Source organism: Rhodanobacter sp. GW835-FHT13D09, from assembly GCF_058793995.1.
The window spans coordinates 347,805-367,134 of sequence record NZ_JBXAGL010000002.1; the positions used below are offsets into that span (position 1 = coordinate 347,805).

The 19,330-nt window shown below is 67.8% G+C and carries 14 protein-coding genes; 10 read left to right on the forward strand and 4 right to left on the reverse strand.

Translation table 11 applies throughout. The annotated features are described in order from the left end of the window. Window positions 1-58: 58 nt before the first annotated feature. Window positions 59-1,075, reverse strand: coding sequence for an NADPH-dependent aldehyde reductase Ahr (ahr, locus tag AC1Q5A_RS04390; protein WP_492698689.1), 1,017 nt, complete (start codon window positions 1,073-1,075; stop codon window positions 59-61). A gap of 98 nt (window positions 1,076-1,173) precedes the next feature. Here ahr and AC1Q5A_RS04395 point away from each other — a divergent pair, with 98 nt between their 5' ends. From AC1Q5A_RS04395 to AC1Q5A_RS04405, 3 genes are all read left to right on the forward strand, one after another. Further along, complete coding sequence (locus AC1Q5A_RS04395; protein ID WP_492698691.1) at window positions 1,174-2,148, forward strand: potassium channel beta subunit family protein; 975 nt, start codon at window positions 1,174-1,176, stop codon at window positions 2,146-2,148. Window positions 2,149-2,221: 73 nt separating this feature from the next. Continuing rightward, the gene (gene hemP / locus AC1Q5A_RS04400) at window positions 2,222-2,422 is read left to right on the forward strand and encodes a hemin uptake protein HemP (RefSeq protein WP_492698693.1); all 201 of its coding nucleotides are present in this window, start codon (window positions 2,222-2,224) and stop codon (window positions 2,420-2,422) included. 171 nt (window positions 2,423-2,593) lie between these two features. Then, entirely contained in the window at window positions 2,594-3,082 is a 489-nt protein-coding gene (locus AC1Q5A_RS04405; protein WP_492698695.1) for a hypothetical protein, read from the forward strand. Between the two features lie 158 nt (window positions 3,083-3,240). Here AC1Q5A_RS04405 and AC1Q5A_RS04410 read toward each other — a convergent pair whose 3' ends face one another. Genes AC1Q5A_RS04410 through AC1Q5A_RS04420 form a run of 3 tightly spaced genes read right to left on the reverse strand, consistent with a single transcriptional unit; the run spans window position 3,241 to window position 7,789 of the window. Further along, a complete protein-coding gene (locus AC1Q5A_RS04410) occupies window positions 3,241-5,346 on the reverse strand; it encodes an oxidoreductase (RefSeq protein ID WP_492698699.1) in 2,106 nt (701 codons plus the stop codon). Next, entirely contained in the window at window positions 5,343-6,665 is a 1,323-nt protein-coding gene (locus AC1Q5A_RS04415; RefSeq protein ID WP_492698701.1) for an amino acid permease, read from the reverse strand. The genes AC1Q5A_RS04410 and AC1Q5A_RS04415 overlap by 4 nt, the downstream gene beginning before the upstream one ends. Before the next feature lie 53 nt (window positions 6,666-6,718). Then, window positions 6,719-7,789, reverse strand: coding sequence for an aromatic ring-hydroxylating oxygenase subunit alpha (locus AC1Q5A_RS04420; RefSeq protein ID WP_492698703.1), 1,071 nt, complete (start codon window positions 7,787-7,789; stop codon window positions 6,719-6,721). 330 nt (window positions 7,790-8,119) lie between these two features. On the opposite strand from AC1Q5A_RS04420, the gene AC1Q5A_RS04425 reads away from it, so the two are divergent. The 7 genes from AC1Q5A_RS04425 (at window position 8,120) to AC1Q5A_RS04455 (ending at window position 19,244) form a co-directional block, all read left to right on the forward strand. Beyond that, window positions 8,120-10,138, forward strand: a complete 2,019-nt coding sequence (locus AC1Q5A_RS04425) for a tetratricopeptide repeat-containing sulfotransferase family protein (protein ID WP_492698705.1) — start codon at window positions 8,120-8,122, stop codon at window positions 10,136-10,138. Window positions 10,139-10,217: 79 nt separating this feature from the next. Continuing rightward, a complete protein-coding gene (locus tag AC1Q5A_RS04430) occupies window positions 10,218-12,725 on the forward strand; it encodes a TonB-dependent receptor (protein WP_492698708.1) in 2,508 nt (835 codons plus the stop codon). Window positions 12,726-12,978: 253 nt separating this feature from the next. Beyond that, on the forward strand, window positions 12,979-14,250 hold the full coding sequence (locus AC1Q5A_RS04435) for an efflux RND transporter periplasmic adaptor subunit (protein WP_492698709.1): 1,272 nt from the start codon (window positions 12,979-12,981) through the stop codon (window positions 14,248-14,250). Between the two features lie 146 nt (window positions 14,251-14,396). Then, on the forward strand, window positions 14,397-15,119 hold the full coding sequence (locus tag AC1Q5A_RS04440; protein ID WP_492698711.1) for an ABC transporter ATP-binding protein: 723 nt from the start codon (window positions 14,397-14,399) through the stop codon (window positions 15,117-15,119). 86 nt (window positions 15,120-15,205) lie between these two features. Beyond that, entirely contained in the window at window positions 15,206-16,516 is a 1,311-nt protein-coding gene (locus AC1Q5A_RS04445; protein ID WP_492698713.1) for an ABC transporter permease, read from the forward strand. Window positions 16,517-16,526: 10 nt separating this feature from the next. Further along, window positions 16,527-17,768: an ABC transporter permease gene (locus AC1Q5A_RS04450; RefSeq protein WP_492698715.1), complete on the forward strand. Its 1,242-nt coding sequence runs from the start codon at window positions 16,527-16,529 to the stop codon at window positions 17,766-17,768. A gap of 162 nt (window positions 17,769-17,930) precedes the next feature. Continuing rightward, entirely contained in the window at window positions 17,931-19,244 is a 1,314-nt protein-coding gene (locus tag AC1Q5A_RS04455; protein ID WP_492698717.1) for an ABC transporter permease, read from the forward strand. The last annotated feature ends 86 nt before the right edge of the window (window positions 19,245-19,330 follow it).

A 19,330-nucleotide genomic window follows, 5' to 3' on the forward strand; every position in this document is an offset into this window, starting at 1 on the left:
TTCTGTTTGCCTGGTCTTCGCGCACGCTCCGATGCGAAAGCGGCGGGCGGTGCCCGCCCTACGTCGCTGGGGCTTCCAGCACCACGCGATAGCGCGCCTTGCCGTCGGCGAGATGCTGCAGCGCTTCGTTGACCTTGCTCATCGGGAACATTTCCACCTGCGGGCGGATGTCGTGGCGGGCGGCGAAGTCCAGCATGCGGGCGATGTCGACCGGCGAGCCGGTGGGCGAGCCGGAGACCTCGCGCTGCTTGCCGATCAGGCTGAACGCCGGTACCGGGATCGGCTCCAGCACCGCGCCGACCACGTGCATGCGGCCCTTCGGGGCGAGCGTGCCGAGCAGTGCGTTCCAGTCCATCGGCACGTTGACGGTGACCAGTAGAAGGTCGAGCGAGCCGGCGATCGCCTTGATCGCGGCGCTGTCGCGGCTGGCGACCACGCGGTGCGCGCCGAAGCCGCGCGCCTCATCGGCCTTGGCCATGGTGGAGGTGAACGCGGTGACCTCGCAGCCCCACGCCGCGGCGAACTTCACCGCCATGTGGCCGAGGCCGCCGATGCCGACCACGCCGACCCGCGCGGTGGGCTTGATGTCGTAGGCGAGGAACGGCTTCAGCACGGTGATGCCGCCGCACAGCAGCGGGCCGGCGCTGGCCAGGTCGATGCCTTCGGGCAACGGAATCGTCCACGCCCAGTGCGCGCGCAACCTGTCCGCGAAGCCGCCGTGGTGGCCGCCGATGGTCGCCACCGATTGCGCGCACAGGTGCTGGTCGCCGGACAGGCACTGGCGGCAATGCATGCAGCTCCCGGCGGTCCAGCCGATGCCGACGCGCTGGCCGACCGACAAGCCCTTGGCCTGCGTGCCCAGCGTGACGACCCGGCCGATCACCTCGTGCCCGGGGATGAACGGATAGCGCGAGCCGCGCCATTCATTGCCGATCATCGAGAGGTCGGAATGGCAGATGCCGCAGTAGTCGACCGCCACCTCGACTTCCTCGGCGCCCAGGTCGCCCACGTCGAACGTGGCCAGCTTCAGCGGTTGGCCGGCCGCGCTGGCGGCCCAGCCTGTGATCGAGGACATGACAAACTCCGGTGGTGGCGGGACCACAAGATTACGCCGTTGTATCGCGCCCGTGGATTGGACATGCTGGCGGCCTTCCCCGCCACAGGAGCATCCCCATGCTTTACCGTCGACTCGGTACCTCCGGCCTGCAGCTTTCCGCGCTGTCGTTCGGCGCCTGGGTCACCTTCGGCCGGCAGGTGGGGCGCACGCAGGCGCGGGAGCTGCTGGCGCTGGCGCACGAGCGCGGGGTGAATTTCTTCGACAATGCCGAGACCTACAACAACGGCGTGGCCGAGCAGGTGATGGGCGACGTGCTGGCCGACCTGCGCTTCCCGCGCGACAGCTGGTGCGTGTCCAGCAAGGTGTTCTTCGGCGCGCATGACAAGCCGCTGCCGACCCAGCGCGGGCTGTCGCGCAAGCACGTGATGGAAGCCTGCCACCAGGCCTTGCAGCGCCTGCGCGTGGACTATCTCGACCTGTATTTCTGCCATCGCCCCGACCCGGATACGCCGATCGCGGAAACCGTGGCGGCGATGGACACTCTGGTGCGCCAGGGCAAGGTGCTGTACTGGGGCACCAGCGAATGGCCGGCCGAAGCGATCCACGAGGCGCACCGGATCGCCCGCGAGAACCATCTCTACGCGCCGGTGATGGAGCAGCCGCAGTACAACCTGCTGCACCGCGAGCGGGTCGAAGTGGAATACGCGCCGCTGTACGAGGCCTACGGCATGGGCACCACGATCTGGTCGCCGCTGGCGTCCGGACTGCTGAGCGGCAAGTACAACGACGGCGTGCCGGCCGACTCGCGGCTGGCCCAGCCCGGCTACGAATGGCTGCGCGAAAGCGTGCTGGGCCAAGGCGACGAGCGCCTCGGCAAGGTGCGCGCCTTGCAGCCGATCGCCACCGAGCTGGGCACCAGCCTGGCGCAGCTGGCGATCGCCTGGTGCCTGCTCAATCCGCACGTCTCCACTGTGGTGCTGGGCGCCAGCAAGCGCGAGCAGCTGGAACAGAACCTGGGCGCGCTGGAACTGCTGCCGCGGCTCGATGCGGCGATGGCGCAGCGGATCCGGCGGGTCGCCGAGGCAGGGTGATGGAGGAAGGTGGTTGACAGTCGAATGAGAATCATTATCATCAAAGATGCCGCCGCTTCCGTTGGATAACCCGATGCCTGTCCTGTCCCTGCGCCAACCGCCATCGTCCCGCCCGATCCCGCGGCCGGCATTGCCGGCTCCAGTCGCGACGATCGCCCGACGCGTCTCCAGCCAGGCGCTGCTGGAAGGTGAACGCGAACTGGTGATCCAGCATCAGGGCAGCGAGTACCACCTGCGCCTGACCCGCAACGACAAGCTGATCCTGACCAAGTAGCGGCGACGTCGGTCGTCCCGGCGCGGCGGGCAACAGCCCATGCGTCTTCGTCGGGCCGATGGCCCTTATCCGTGTCGCTGGAGGCAGGCGATGTTCAGTCCGTGGTGGAGGCAATTGCTGGAGGGGTGCCCGCGGGCAACCGGCGCGGATGTCTGCCGGCGCCGGTTGCGGATGGCGACGACGACCCTGGTCGAGTCGTTGCCGATGCTCGGCAGCGTGCTGTACATGCCGCTGGCGGCGTGCGGATCTGGCTTGCCGCAGCGGCCGTGCAAAATGCTGGTGGAAACGCCGCAGCTGGCGCTGCTGCTGCGGGTGCACTGGCTGCTGGCGGTCAGCGAGGTCGCGGTGGACGGGCCTCGCGAATGGATCGACGGCATCGACCGCGACGGCCATCCGTGCGTGCGCCTGCACCTGCTGCCGGACACCGACTACCTGGGCTGGGACCGCCTGCTGGCCCGCGGCGAACCGGCACCAGTGATGCCGCATGTGCCGCACCTGCAGGCACTCGAAACGTGTCCGCTGCGCTTTCGTCGACACCAGCTGGGCGGCTTCGACGTGCTTCGCGGCGAGGCGGTCACCGGGCTGTCTCCGTTAGGCCGGCAGCTGGCCGCACGGATCGCCCGCGCGCACGCCGGGCAGGGCGACCGGCAGTTCCGCTAGGGAAGTTCTGATCAACCGACTTCTTGCTCGTCATCCCAGCGAAAGCTGGGATCCAGTGCCTCCAAACTTTTGAGCGTAAAGGCGCTGGATTCCTGCTTGACCAGCCTCCGGCTGTTGAAAAGCGCCTCGCAGGAATGACGAGCAAAATAAGGGCTTCCCTAGAAATGGCCGGCGGGCGGCTGCTCGCGCGGGCGGCGCAGGTCGTCGGCGTGCGCGGTGTGGAAATGCCGCTTGAACGCGACCTCGCCGGAAACCGGTTCCTCCAGCTCGCGGGCGTAGCGGTGGCCGGCATACACCGCGTGCGCGATCAGCCCCGGCGCCTCGGCGTCGCCGATGCAGCGCAGGCTGCGTATGCCGGCATCCGCCCACTCTGCTTCGCGGCGGCAGAGTTCCTGGTACAGCGCATCGTCGGGCAGGCGCGCGGTGACAGTGAGCACGGCGTCGCAGACCAGTTCGCGCCGGCGGTGGGTCCACACGTCCTCGACGGTGAGCGTGCTGCCGGCGTAGCCGACGACATCGTGCGAGACCAGCGCCTCGATGCCGAGTTCGGCCATGCGCTTGCGCACATGCCGGTAGTCCAGCGTGTTCAGCGTCCATGGCGCGAGGCTGTCCTCGGGCGTGAGGTGGATCACCTCGCAGCCGCGCCGGCGCAGCAGCTCGGCGGCGACGCTGGCGTGGTAGTAGCCGTCGTCGTCGTACACCACCACCTTGCCTTCCGGCAGACGGCCGTCCATCAGGTCGTCGGGGGTGAATACGCGCGGGTTGTCGACGAGGCCGGGAATGGCGAAGCCGTTGCTGCGGCCGTAGCCGTCGCGGCGCCAGTGGCAGCCGGTTGCCAGCACCACGTGTTCGGCGCCGAAGTCGAGCACGTCCTGCGCGGTCAAGGCCGAATCGAGATAGACGGCTGTATTGGACAGCTTGTTGATCTGCCCGATGCGCCAGTCGCGCACGCGCGCCCATTCGGCGAGGCCGGGCAGGCGCGCCTCGCGGGTGACGCGGCCGCCGAGCTCCTTGCGTGCTTCGGCCACGCTCACCTCGTAGCCGCGCTGGCCCAGCGCACGCGCCGCTTCCAGCCCGGCCGGTCCGGCGCCGACCACCAGCACGCGGCTGGCCGAGCGTGCCGGCGCGATGCGTTCCGGGTGCCAGCCCTTGCGCCATTCCTCGCCCATGGTCGGGTTCTGCGTGCAGCGGATCGGCGAGATGGTCATGTCGCCGGAGACGCAGATGTTGCAGCCGATGCATTCACGGATGTCGTCGACGCGGCCTTCCTCGATCTTGCGCGGCAGGAACGGGTCGGCGATCGAGGGGCGCGCGCAGCCGATCATGTCCAGCACGCCCCGCTTGAGCTGCGACACCATGGTGTCCGGCGAGGTGAAGCGGCCCACGCCCACCACCGGCTTGCTGGTGGTCTTCTTCACGAAGTCGATGAACGGCTCCTGCGCGCCCTCGGCAGCGAAGCGCGAGGGCACCGAGTCGTTGTACCAGGCGGCGAGGTTCACGTCCCACAGGTCGGGCAGCTCGGCCAGCATGCCCACGATCTCCTGCGCCTCGGCCAGCTCCACGCCGCCGGGGCCGAGCAGTTCCTCGGTGGCGAAGCGCAGCGCCACCGCGCAGCGGTCGCCGACCGCCTCCCTCGTGTCCTCCAGCACCTCCCGCAGCAGGCGCACGCGGTTCTCCAGCGAACCGCCGTAGGCGTCGCTGCGCTGGTTGCGCCGGCGCTGCAGGAAGTGCATCGCCAGCGACAGGTCGTGCGCCGCGTAGACGTAGATGATGTCCATCCCTGCGCGCTTGCCGCGGATCGCCGCCTCGCGGTGCCAGCGCCGGTACTCGCGGATGTCGTGCAGGGTCATCGCGCGCGCCTGGTGCGGATAGCCGTACTTGGTCGGCTGCGCCGAAGGCGCGATCAGCACCTCGCGGGAGTACAGGTTCGACGCGGTGGGACCGTTGTGTGTGAGTTCCAGTGCGGCCAGCGCGCCGTGCGCGTGCACCTTGTCGCACATCAGCGCCAGCGCGGGGATGTCGCGGTCGTCCCACAGCCGCGCCTCGACGTAGGGCGTGAGGTCGCCGCTGGGGTGGATCTCGCATTCCTCGGTGGAGACCACCGCCCAGCCGCCCTCGGCCTTGGTCTCGCGCATCGCCGCGTGCGCCAGCGGCATCGCATGGCCCATGCCGTTGCAGTGTGGCACCTGGAAGAAGCGGTTCTTCGCCGTGACCGGGCCGATCTTCAGCGGGGTGAACAGGATGTCATAGCGCGGGTCTCTCATTCCGCAATGGCCCCGGTGGACGGCGCGGCCCTGCGCCGCAGGCGCATGAACGCATACAGCGGCAGGCCCGCCGCGATCAGTCCCAACGCGTACAGGAACGGCTCGTGGCCGATGCCGACGAAGGCGAAGACCACGAACGCCACGCAGGTGACGGCGGTAAGCAACACCCGCGGCGAGGCGCAGGTCATGCTGCGCCGCCGCCACAGCACGATCAGCGCGAGCGCGCAGCACAGATAGAGCGGCAGGTTGGCGGCGGTCACCACGCGGGTGAGGAAGGTGAACGCCGACACCAGCGACTTGCTGTAGCTCATCCCGATCATCACCGAGGCGAGCGCGCCGGTCACCAGCAGCGCCACCGCCGGTGCGCCGTGGCGGTTGTTGCGCGCGAGCACCGCCGGCAGCACGCCGCTGCCGGCCATCGTGCGGGTGAGTTCGCCACCCAGCAGGGTCCAGCCGTTGAGCGCGCCCAGCCCGCTGATCACCACGAACAGCGCCAGCCAGCGCCCGGAGCCGGCGGCGGCAAAGCGGTCCATGAGCAGCGCGAACGGGGCGTTCGCCGCGGCCAGTTCGTGCTGCCGGAGCAGCAGCAGCGGCACGCTGGAGACGATGATGTAGATGACCGCGGCCAGCACGGTGCCGGTCATGGTCGAGCGCGGGATCGTGCGCCCCGGGTCGTCCACCCGCGCCGCCGGCACGCTGGCCGACTCGATGCCGAGCATCGCGAACAGGGCGATGGTCGAGGCCGCCATCACGCCGCCAAGGGTGACCGGCGTGGTCGGCGGGTGCGCGGTGTAGCTCGCCGGCGAGGTCAGCAGCAACCAGCCGCCGAGCAGAGCGATCGCCAGCATCGGCAGCAGCTTCAGCGCGGTGGTGACGATCTGCACGCCGCCGCCGGTGCGCACGCCGAACAGATTGATCGCCACCACGGCCCATAGCAGGCATAGCGCGAACAGCGCCGGCTGGATCGCGCCCAGCGGCGGGAACACCACCGCCATGTAGCCGACCACGCCGGTGGCGAGAGCGGCATTGGTGAGCCACAGCGACACCCAGTACGCCCACAGCGCCAGGTACGCCGGCAACTCGCCCAGGGTGCGGCGAATGTAGCCGTAGGGGCCTTCGGCGTCGGGCAGGGCGCGGGCCAGGTGCGAGAACACGCGGGCCAGCACCAGGCAGCCGGCCAGCACGATGACCCAGCCGATCAATGCGTTGAATCCGAACGGCGCCAGCGACGCCGGCAGCACGAAGATGCCCATGCCGATGACGTTGCCCACCACCAGCGCGGTGCAGGTCCAGAAGCCGATCGTGTTGCCCTCGTGCATGCCGGCTTCCGCGGGTTTCGGTTCGCTGGGGGAGCGGCCAGATCGGGGCTCGCTCACGCGGACTCCCCGGCGGGGCCGGCGTATGCCGCGCGCAGCAGGTTCTGGAAATGCCAGACGCCGCCCTCGCGCTTGGGGCACAGCCGACCCGGGACGTAGTGGCCGGAGGCCAGTCCCCGCTGCACCGCTTCGCAGATCGCGATGTCCTCCTGCTGCACTTCGTCGCTGAACGCCTGGTCGGCGGCGATGCGGGCCTGGGCGCCGGCGTCCTGCGCGTAGTAGTAGTCGAACACGATGCGGCAGCGGTCCGGCCCCAGCGGCAGGATGCGGTTGGTCTGCAGCCGCCCCGGCATGATGTTGAGCATCACGTTGGGGTAGATGAAGTAGTAGAACGCCTGGCCGTCGCCATAGAGCTCGCTGCTGTTGCGCAGCGGCGAGGATTGCAGCGAATGCCACGGGAACAGCTCGGTGTCGTAGGCGCGGTAGTCGAGCACCCGCGACAGGCCCGGGTGCACGTGCGGCAGGTGGTAGCCCTCGAGGAAATTGTCGATGTAGACCTTCCAGTTGCAGTCGATGTCGTAGACGTCGCGGCGCAGGTAACGCATCGCCGACAGGTCGATCGGCGCGATGCGCTCGGCGATGCCGCCGTAGACCTCGTCGAATGCCGGCACCTCCGGATCGAGCGCCACGAACACCAGGCCCTGCCATTCGTGCACGCGCAGCGGCGGCAGGCGGATGTCCTCGACCCTGAAATCGCAGGCGTCCTGCATCTCCGGCGCGCTGCGCAGCTGGCCTTCCAGCGTGTAGGTCCAGCCGTGGTACTTGCAGTGCAGGGCGCGCGCGCCCTTGCCGTCGCACAGCGCCAGCGGCCCGGCGCGGTGGCGGCACACGTTGGGGAAGGCGCGCAGCATGCGGTCCGCTCCGCGCACCAGCAGGATGGGCACCCCGGCGATCTGCTCGACGGCATGGTCGCCCGGCTCGGCCAGTTGCCCCTGGTGGGCCACCAGCTGCCAGCTGCGCGCGAACACCGCACGCTGTTCCATCGCCAGCATCGCGTCGCCGGCGTAGTAGCGGGCGGGCAGGGCGTGCGCGCGGTTGAGTTCCTCGACCAAGGTGTCGTCAGGCATGAGCAGGTTCGGTCCCCGGGTGGATGGGCGCGACGGGCAGCCGTCTTCCGGAGCTTCCATGTCCCGCGCACCGTCCTGCGCCCGCAGCAGTGTCTGCGATCCAGCCTAGCGCCTCCGCCGGAGCGCGGGCAACAGGCTCCTGCCGGCGGGGCCGGACGCCAACGCATGGCGCATTTGCCCGCAACTACTATCTACCGGCCGGATTCGGTTGTAGATTGCGACGATACCCATCGGGGAGCTGCTGCCGTCCATGCAACGCGCTGTGCCTTGGCTGTGCCGTCCGCGATTCGACCCGCACGGGCGAGGCGCATTGTCGCGGCGGGAGCCGTCGTGACGGGGGCGGCCGCCGCCGGGACGCTGGAACAGGCGCTGGCCCATGCCGGCCGCCTGCTGGATCGCGATCCAGCCATGGCAGTCGAGCAGCTCGACGAAATCCTCCAGGTCGCCCCGGGTCACCCGGCTGCGCTGCAGCTGCTGGCGGCGGCGCGCTCGTTGCAGGGGGATGAGCAGGGCGCGCTCGCCATCCTCATGCCCCTGGCACGATCCCAGCCGAACTGGGCGGTGATCCATCTTGAACTGGGGCTGGCCCTGGATCGCTGCGGGCGCGGGCAGGAGGCGATCGACGCGCTGCGTCGGACGGTGGCGCTGAAGCCCGACCTGCCGCAAGCCTGGCGCTCGCTCGGCGACTGCCTGATGGCGGCCGGCGAACAGGCGCAGGCGGACGTGGCGTATGCCAGCCACGTGCGTTATTCCACCCGCGACCCGCGCCTGCTGGCCGCCGCCGTCGCGCTGGTCGAAAACCGCATTCCCGAGGCCGAGGCCCTGCTGCGCGAGCACCTGAAGCAGGCGCCGACCGACGTGGCGGCGATCCGCATGTTCGCCGAAGTCGCCGCCCGGCTGGGCCGCAACGAGGACGCCCTGCACCTGCTCGAGCGCTGCCTTGAGCTGGCTCCCAGCTTCCAGGAAGCACGCCGGAACTATGCGCTGGTCCTGCATCGCAGCAACCAGCCGGAGCAGGCGCTGGTCCAGATCGAACACCTGCTGGCGGCCGATCCGGGCCATCTCGGCTGCCGCAACCTGAAGGCGGTGGTGCTGTGCCGGATCGGCGACTACGAACCGGCCATCCGCATCTATGCCGACCTGCTGGAGCATTACCCCGGCAACGCGAAGATATGGGTGAGCTACGGCCATGCGCTGAAGACCGCCGGGCATTTCGAACGCGCCATCGCCGCGTACCGCCGCAGCCTGGAACTCGAGCCGTCGTTCGGCGAGGTCTGGTGGAGCCTGGCCAACCTGAAGACCTTCCGCTTCGGCGCCGACGAGCTGGCCGCGATGCGCCGGCAGCTGGCGCGCACGGATCTCGCCGGGGACGACCGCCTGCACCTGGAGTTTGCCGTGGGCAAGGCGCTGGAGGATGCCGGCGAATACGAACCGTCGTTCCGGCATTACGCGCAGGGCAATGCGATCCGCCGCACGCAGCTGCACTACAGCGCCGACGACACCAGCGCGCGGGTGCGCTACATCCGCGAGCACTACACGCGCGACTTCTTCGCCGCGCGCGCCGGCGCCGGCAGCGCGGCGCACGATCCGATCTTCGTCGTCGGCCTGCCGCGTGCCGGCTCCACCCTGATCGAGCAGATCCTGTCCAGCCACAGCCAGGTGGAGGGCACGATGGAGCTGCCCGAAGTCACCTCGATCACGCGACTGCTGCGTCTGCAGGGCGATGCCGACAGTGCGATGCCGTACCACGGCGCGCTGGCGACGCTCGATGCCGATGCCCTGCGTGCGCTCGGCGAGCGCTACCTCGCGCATACCCGGATCCAGCGCAAGACCGCGGCACCGCTGTTCATCGACAAGATGCCGAACAACTTCATGCACATCGGGCTGATCCACCTGATGCTGCCGAACGCGAAGGTCATCGACGCGCGCAGGCACCCGCTGGCGTGCTGCTTCTCGGCCTTCAAGCAGCACTTCGCGCGCGGACAGAACTTCAGCTACGACCTTGAGGACGTGGGGCGCTACTATCGCGACTACGTGGCGCTGATGGCGCATTTCGACGCCGTGCTGCCCGGGCGCATCCATCGCGTCCTGTACGAGCGCATGGTCGAGGACACCGAGGGAGAGGTGCGTCGTCTGCTCGATTATTGCGGCCTGCCGTTCGAGGCGTCGTGCCTGCGGTTCTTCCAGAACCCGCGGCCGGTGCGCACGGCCAGTTCGGAACAGGTGCGCCAGCCGATCTATCGCGAGGGGGTGGATCACTGGCGCCACTACGCACCATGGTTGGGGCCGCTGGCATCGGCGTTGGGGCCGGTGCTGGAGAATTACCCCGACGTACCGGTATTGGAGTAATGGCTGGATTCGACGGATTAGTCCTTGACATGCGAGGGGAGAGTGTATGTACGCGATAAGATCGAAACAGATCACGGGGATGCGACGGGTCGGCCTGACCCGGCTGCCGCTGGCGGCGGCGATCTGTCTTGCCATGGCCGCGCCGGCTTTCGCGCAGGACGCGGGGCAGGCCCAGGCGCCGACGGCGACGCCGGCGGCGAAACCGAAGACGACGACGCTGAGCGTGGTCAACGTGACCGCGCAGAAGCGCGTCGAGAACCTGCAGAAGGTGCCGATCAGCATCAACGTGCTGGAGACCGACCAGCTCGAGGCGCTGCACGTGCAGAACTTCAACGACTACGTGAAGTACCTGCCCAGCGTCACCTTCCAGCAGGGCGGCGGCGGCATCGCCACCGGCCCCGGCTTCGCCAGCATCTACATGCGCGGCGTGGCCAGCGGCGGCAACACCAACCACTCCGGATCGCAGCCGAGCGTCGGCGTGTACCTCGATGACCAGCCGGTCACCACGATCCAGGGCCCGCTCGACATCCACATGTACGACATCGCCCGCATCGAGGTGCTGGCAGGGCCGCAGGGCACGCTGTACGGCGCCAGTGCCGAGGCAGGCGCGCTGCGCATCATCACCAACAAGCCCGATACCCGCGGCTTCGCGGCGAACTACTCCCTCGGCGTCGACAAGGTGGGGCATGGCGGCGTCGGCTTCACCGCCGAGGGGATGCTCAACATCCCGATCAGCAAGAGTGCGGCGGTGCGCATCGTCGGCTGGCGCGAGCACGACGCCGGCTACATCGACAACCAGGCCGGCTCGCGCACGTTCCCGGTTTCCGGCATCACCGTCAGCAACGCCGACAACTGCAAGCCGGGCCCGATGCTGGAGTGCTTCGGGCATGCCCGCAAGCACTACAACGACGCCAACACCAACGGTGCCCGCGCCGCGCTGAAAGTCGACCTCAACGACAACTGGTCGGTCAGCCCGACCCTGATGGGGCAGCAGACGATCTCGCACGGCACCTTCGCCAGCGATCCCGCCATCGGCAAGCTGGCGGTCACCCACTTCTACCCCGAGCGCGTCAACGACCGCTGGTGGCAGGGCGCGTTGACCGTGCAGGGCAAGATCGGCAACTTCGACCTGACCTATGCCTATGCGCACCTCAAGCGCGACCAGGAGGAGCAGACCGACTACAACGACTACTCGTTCTGGTACGACACCCTGCTTTCCTACGGTGCCTACATCCACGACAACAGCGGCGCGCTGATCAATCCGTCCGAGTTCATCAGCGACCGGGACCACTACACCAACAGCAGCCACGAACTGCGCATCGTCTCGCCGAGCGAGGACCGGCTGCGGCTCACCGCCGGCGCGTTCTGGCAGAAGCAGAAGCACGACATCATGCAGGACTACCAGATCAGCAACCTGGCCACCTCGCTGTCGGTCGCCGGCTGGCCCAACACGATCTGGCTGACCCGGCAGATGCGCTACGACTACGACAAGGCGCTGTTCGGCGAGCTGTCCTACGACCTCATTCCCGAGGTGCTCACCGCCACGGTGGGCGAGCGCTATTTCCGCACCAGCAACGACCTGTACGGCTTCTACGGCTTCAGCAAGGGCTTCTCGCCGAATTCGAGCTACGGCGAGGCCGGCTGCATCTCGCCGCAGCCGTTCATTAATGCGCCGTGCCTGGACTTCAACAAGCACGTGAAGGAAAGCGGCTCGCTCAGCAAGGTCAATGTCACCTGGAACATCTCGCCCACCAAGATGATCTACGCCACCCGCTCCGAGGGCTTCCGCCCGGGCGGCGTCAACCGTGCCGGCCAGCTGCCGCCCTACCAGGCGGACTTCCTGACCAACCTGGAGCTGGGCTGGAAAACCTCCTGGTTCGACAACCGGCTGTCGTTCAACGGTGCGGTGTTCCGCGAGAAGTGGAACGACTTCCAGTTCAACATCCTCGGCGCCAACGGCCTCACCCAGATCAAGAACGCCAACTCGGCCCGCATCGACGGACTGGAGTCGCAACTGGTCTGGCAGGCCACCTACAACCTGAATCTCAGCACGGGCATCGCGCTGTACGACGCCAAGCTGACCGCGAACTACTGCGGCTTCACCGACGCCAACGGCAACACGGTCACCCATTGCCCTGCCGGCACGATCAACCCGTCCACCGGCGCGGTGGTGGCCGGGCCGCTGGCCCCGAAGGGTACGCAGCTGCCGATCACGCCCCGCTTCAAGGCCAACCTGGTGGCGCGCTACACCTTCAGCCTGGGCGAGAACGATGCGTTCGTCCAGGCCGCGTTCGTGCACGTGGGGCGGCGGACGACCGACCTGCGCCTGCTCGAGCGGAGCCTGCTCGGCAACCTGCCGGCGTACAACTCGGTCGATTTCTCCGCCGGCATCCAGAAGGGCAGCTGGTCGCTGAACGCGTATGTCGACAATGCGTTCGACAAGCGGGCCGCGCTGTACAAGTTCACCGAGTGCGGCGTGACGATATGCGGCGCCCACAACGTCGTCGCGCAGTACCCGAACGGGCAGGTCTACACCGGCTTCAGCCAGCCGCGCACGTTCGGTATCCGTTTCAAGCAGGACTTCTAGGCGGGCGAGGCTGGTCCGCGTGAAAGAAAGGCCCCGGTGCAAACCGGGGCCTTTCGCGTTTCCGGGACCGCTGCGGCGGCTGGCCGGACCGCGTTCGTCCGGTTGTCCGTGCAGTGTCCGCGGACACTGCACTAACAATATGCGCGCAGCGCAAGTCATTGAAATCATAATTTTTATCTTGCCATTTCTGCATGGCATGCGGATTGCAGACATCTCCGTGCAACCGCGCTGTCCGCGGTCAGGAACGGCACCGATGATTCGCGACACTTCCGCACAAGACCGCCTGGTCGAGGTGAAACCCAATCCCAGGCGCCGGCTGATCCTGGTTGGCGCCGGCGTGTTCGTGCTGGCCCTGCTGGCGTGGCTGGCGCCACGTGCCGGCCGGCTGTTCTCCGCTTCCGAATCGGTCAGCAGTTCGCGGCTGGCCTTCGCCACCGTGGAGCGTGGCCCGTTCATGCGCGACATCGCCGCCGAGGGCAAGGTGGTCGCCGCGGTCAGCCCCACCCTGTACGCCACTTCCGGCGGCGCGGTGACGCTGAAGGTGCATGCCGGCGACACGGTGAAGAAGGACCAGGTGCTGGCCACCATCGTGAGTCCCGAGCTGACCAACAAGCTGGCGCAGGAGCAGAGCAACGCCGACGCGATGGAAGTGGAATACCAGCGTGCGCAGATCGATGCGCGCAAGAAGCGCGGCGAACTGCAGAAGGCCTACGACAACGCGCAGATCGATGCGACCGCCGCCGAACGCGACCTCGAGCGCAATCAGAAGGCGTTCGACAAGGGCGCGGTGTCCAGCATGGCGGTGGACCGCGCCAGGGACGAGCTGCAGAAGACCAGGATCGCGCTGCAGCACACCAAGGCCGACCTGGGCATGGACAACGCCAGCCTCAGCTTCGACATCCAGGCGAAGAAGCTCGCGCACGAGCGGCAACTGCTGCTGGTGAAGGATCTGCAGCGCCAGGTCGACGACCTCAACGTGAAATCGCCGGTCGACGGCCAGGTCGGCCAGCTGTTCATCGCCGAACGCGCCACCGTGGCCAAGGACGCGCAGCTGCTCAGCGTGATCGACCTGTCCGCGCTGCAGGTGGAGATGCAGGTCCCGGAAAGCTTCGCGCGCGATCTCGGCATCGGCATGGCTGGCGAGATCAGCGGCAACGGCCATACCTGGAAGGGCCTGGTCAGCGCGATCTCGCCGGAAGTGGTCAACGGCCAGGTCGCCGCGCGGCTGCGCTTCGACGGCGACACGCCGAAGCAGCTGCGGCAGAACCAGCGCCTGTCGGTGCGCGTGCTGCTGGACAAGCGCGACGACGTGCTGACCGTGCAGCGCGGCTCGTTCGTCGACGAATCCGGCGGCAGCTACGCCTACCTGGTGCGCGACGGCCTGGCCAAGAAGACCCCGATCCGCGTCGGCGCCTCCAGCATCGACAAGGTGGAGATCCTCGACGGCCTCAAGGCCGGCGACCGCATCGTGATCTCCGGCACCGACAGCTTCAAGGGCGCGACCACGGTCGCGATCAGCAACTGACGCAGATTCACTCCCTCCCCTGCCTGCAGGGGAGGGCAGGGGTGGGGTAGCTCTTCGTCACGCAAGATTAAAAGCATCACCCCCTCCCGACCTCCCCCTGCGAAGCAGGGGGAGGGGCAAAACATCACCACCACCGAGGAACAACCATGCTGAAGATGACCCACCTGTCCAAGGTCTACCGCACCGAAGTGGTGGAGACCTATGCGCTGCGCGACTTCAACATCGACGTGAAGGAGGGCGAGTTCGTCGCCGTCACCGGCCCGTCCGGCTCCGGCAAGACCACCTTCCTGACCATCGCCGGTCTGCTGGAGACGTTCTCCGGCGGCGAGTACCACCTGGACGGCATCGAGGTGAGCAACCTCAACGACAACGCCCGCTCGAAGATCCGCAACGAGAAGATCGGCTTCATCTTCCAGGCGTTCAACCTGATCCCCGACCTCAACGTGTTCGACAACATCGAGGTGCCGTTGCGCTACCGCGGCATGAAGGCGGCGGAACGCAAGCAGCGCATCATGGATTCGCTGGAGCGCGTCGGCCTGGCCTCGCGGGCCAAGCACTACCCGGCCGAACTCTCCGGCGGCCAGCAGCAGCGCGTGGCGATCGCCCGCGCACTGGCCGGCTCGCCGCGGCTGCTGCTGGCGGACGAGCCGACCGGCAACCTTGACACCCAGATGGCGCGCGGCGTGCTGGAACTGCTGGAGGACATCCACCGCGAGGGCGCCACCATCGTGATGGTCACGCACGACCCGGAACTGGCCGCGCGCGCCCAGCGCAACGTGCACATCATCGACGGCCAGGTGGTGGATCTGTCGGAGGACCCGCGTTTCCACGCCGTGCACGCGGCCGCCGCTGGTGAGGCGCACGGCTGACGCGCGCCTCGTCCCTGCAGTCCCGCCACTGCCGCCTGCATCGGCAGCTGGCGCGGGCCGCTTGCCATCCCTGACTCCGGATAGTGATGCTCGCCTACTACTTCCAACTCGGTCTGCGCAGCCTGCGCCGCAACCCCGCCCTCACCGCACTGATGGTGATGGCGATCGGCTTCGGTGTGGCCGCGTCGATGACCACGTACTCCGTGTTCCGCGCGGTGTCGGGCAACCCGATTCCCGGCAAGTCGACGCAGCTTTTCACTCCGCAGATCGATGGCTGGGGGCCGCAGCAGAACCTGAAGGGCGAGCCGGCGGAAGCGCTGGGTTACATCGATGCGATGGCGCTGATCCGTGCGCACGAGGCGAAGCGCCAGACCTTGTTGTATCCGGTGCAATTCTCGGTGATGCCGAGCGGCAATCGCGATCTTCCCTTGAACGCCAACGGCTACGCCGTCACCGCCGATTTCTTCACCATGTTCGAGGTGCCATTCCGCTACGGCAGCGGCTGGGCTGCGCAGGACGATGACACGCGAGCCAGCGATGTGGTCATCAGCAGCGAGCTCAATCAGAAGCTGTTCGGTGGCGCCAACAGCGTGGGGCGCGCGCTCAATCTCGGCGGCCATGATTACCGCGTCGTGGGCGTCGCCAGCCACTGGAACCCGCGTCCACGTTTCTACGATTTGTTCACCACCAGCGGCTTTGCCGACGAGCCGGACATCTACATGGTGTTCAACCGTGCGCTGGATTTGCAGATGCGCACGGGCGGCCGCAACAGTTGCCGCGGTTCGCTCGCCTACACTACCTGGCAAGGCTATCTGCAAAGCAACTGCGTATGGATCACGCCCTGGGTGGAACTGGACAGCCCCGCCGAAGTCGCCAGCTACCGCAGCTTCCTCACCCATTACGCCGCGGATCAGCAGCGCGCGGGCCGCTTCGACTGGGCCGCCAACGTGCGCCTGCGTGACGTGATGCAGTGGCTCGATTACGAGCACGTGGTGCCGCCGGAAAGCCGCATCTCGTTGGCGGTGGCGCTGGGTTTTTTCCTGATCTGCCTGGTCAACACCATCGGCCTGCTGCTGGCGAAATTCATGCGTCGTGCCGGCGAGATCGGCGTGCGTCGTGCCCTGGGTGCAACGCGGGGCGAGATCTACACGCAGTACCTGATCGAGGCTGGCACGGTGGGGCTTGCGGGCGGGGCGCTGGGCCTGCTGCTCACCGCGACGGGCGTGTCCGGCGTGGGCATCCTGTTCCAGCCGGAGATCGCCAAGCTGGCGCAGCTCGATTTCTCGCTGGTGGGCCTGACTTTTATCGTTGCGATCGTCGCCACCGTGCTGGCGGCGTTCTACCCGGCGTGGCGCGCGGCGCATGTGCAACCCGCCTGGCAGTTGAAGTCGAGCTGAGGAGAGCGCCATGAATATCCAGATCAGGCCCATCCTCACCGCGCTGCGCCGGCACAAGGCAGGCACCTTGCTGATCGCGCTGCAGATCGCGTTGACGCTGGCCATCGTGTGCAACGCGCTGTTCATCATCCACCAGCGACTGGCCAACCTGTCCGCAACCAGCGGCGTGGACGAGGCCCATGTGTTCGTCATCGCCAACATGTGGGGCGATGTCGGTCAATCGACGGCACAGATCGATGCGCAGGTCCGCGCCGATCTGCTTGCGCTGCGGCAACTGCCTGCGGTGCTCGATGCTACGCCAGCCAGCGGTTATCCGCTGAGGGGCGGCGGCTGGGACAACTTCGTCACCATGACGCCTGACCAGACGAAACCGACCACGGACGCAGCGGTGTACACCGGCGACGAGCATTTCATCGGCACGCTGGGCCTGAGGCTCGTTGCGGGGCGAAATTTCCGTCCTGACGAGGTGATGGTGATGGGCACCCAGCAGGCGATCACTCCATCGACGGTAATCGTGAGCAAGGCGCTGGCCGATCGTTTGTTCCCGGATGGCCATGCGCTGGGCAGGAGCTTCTACGCGATGGGCACCACGCCAAGCACCATCGTCGGCATCGTCGATCCGCTGCATCGGCAGGGCGTGGATCGATGGAGCAACGGCTATGCCGGGCAGGCGCTGATCTGGCCGCTGCGGGCGGATGATTCGCGCGGCATCCACTACATCGTGCGCGCCAGGCCCGGCCAGCTTGCCGACGCCATGCGCGAGGCGCCCAAGGCGCTGTATGCGCAAAGCCGCCTGCGCATTATCGATTCGAAGGACGGCGTCCAGGATTACGCCACCATCCGTCACAAGGTGTATGACCGCGACCGCGGCCTGGCGATTTTGATGGGCATCATCAGCGTGGTGCTGCTGGCGATCACCGCCGCGGGCATTGTGGGCCTCACCAGCTTCTGGGTGGGCCAGCGCCGCAAGCAGATCGGCGTGCGCCGCGCGCTGGGTGCCAGGCAGCGCGACATCCTCACGTATTTCCTCACCGAGAACTTCCTGATCAGTGCGACGGGCGTGGTGCTGGGCGCCGTGCTGGCGATTGCCTTCAACCTGTGGACGGTGACCCGTTTCGAGATGGACCGCATGTCGATGGCCTACGTAGGCATCGGCGTGCTCGTGCTGTTGCTGCTTGGACAAGGCGCGACATTCGCGCCGGCGTTGCGCGCCTCGCGCGTGTCGCCGGTGGAGGCGACGCGCTCGGTGTGACGCTCTTTACTCCCTCCCCTGTGACCGAAGGGAATCCCTCTTCGGGACGTAGCAGGGGAGGGCTGGGGTGGGGTGCTCTTGATCCTGACATCAAAAGCTTCACCCCCTCCCGACCTCCCCCTGCCAAGGCAGGGGGAGGAGACCAACAACGGAGTGACCGGAATGTTTTCCTACTACCTCGAACTGGCCTTGCGCAGCCTGAAGCGAAGCCCCGGCCTCACCTTGCTGATGGTGCTGGCGATCGGCTTCGGCGTGGCCGCGTCGATGACCACCTGGTCGGTGTTCCGCGCCGTGTCGGGCGATCCGATCCCATGGAAGTCCGCGCAGCTGTTCGTGCCGCAGATCGACAACTGGGGGCCGAACGGCCGCAGCAGCGACGGCGAGCCACCGAACGCGATGGACTATGCGGACGCGCTGGCCTTGATGCGCGACCATCGCGCCAAGCGGCAGTCGGCGATGTACCAGATCTCGCCGTCGGTGGTGCCGGCGGAGGTCGACAAGCATCCGCTGAACGTCAGTGGCCATGCCGTCTACGGTGAGTTCTTCCCGATGCTGGACGTGCCGTTCAGGTACGGCGGCGGCTGGAGCGCGGGCGACGACGAGAGCCACGCGCAGGTAGTGGTGATCAGCAGCAAGCTCAACCAGAAGCTGTTCGGCGGGGCCAGCAGCGTGGGCCGCTCCGTCAACATTGAGGGCAGGGACTACCGGGTGGTCGGCGTGCTCGGCGACTGGAACCCGCAGCCGCGCTTCTACGACGTGGTCAACAGCGGCGGCTTCTCGGTCAACGGCGACGACGTGTTCCTGCCGTTCCTCACCGCCATCCAGGCGGCCATGCCGAACGACGGCAACACCAATTGCAACGCGGTGCCCAAGGAGTCGGGCTTCGTCGGCCTGCAGCGTTCCGAGTGCGTGTGGATCGCCTACATGGCCGAGCTGGACGCCGGGGCGGTGGCCGCCTACCGCGATTATCTCGACGGCTACGCGCGCGACCAGCAGCGCGCCGGGCGCTTCGCCTGGCCGCCGAACGGCCGCTTGCGCGACCTGCCGGCGTGGCTGGACAACCAGCACGTGGTGCCCAGCGACACCAGGGTCTCGCTGCTGGTGGCGCTGGGCCTGCTGCTGGTGTGCCTGGTGAACACGGTGGGCCTGCTGCTGGCGAAGTTCCTGCGCCGCAGCAGCGAGATCGGCGTGCGCCGCGCCCTGGGTGCGCCGCGCGCCGCGATCTACGCGCAATTCCTCACCGAGGCCGGCATCGTCGGCCTGGCCGGCGGCGTGCTGGGCCTGCTGCTCACCGGCGCGGGCGTGGCCAGCGTGGGCTGGGTGCTGCCCAGGGACATCGCCGCGCTGGCGCGGCTGGACGTGTCGCTGTTGCTGCTGACCCTGCTGGTGGCCGTGATCGCCACGATGCTGGCCGGCCTGTATCCCACCTTCCGCGCTTCGCGCGTGCAGCCCGCCTGGCAATTGAAGAGCAATTAGTGCGCTGTCCCTGCGCGTGAAAGCGGCCATCCGTGGCCGCACTCCTCAGACAAAGCCGGCTCAATCGTCAGATCTACGCAAGGAAC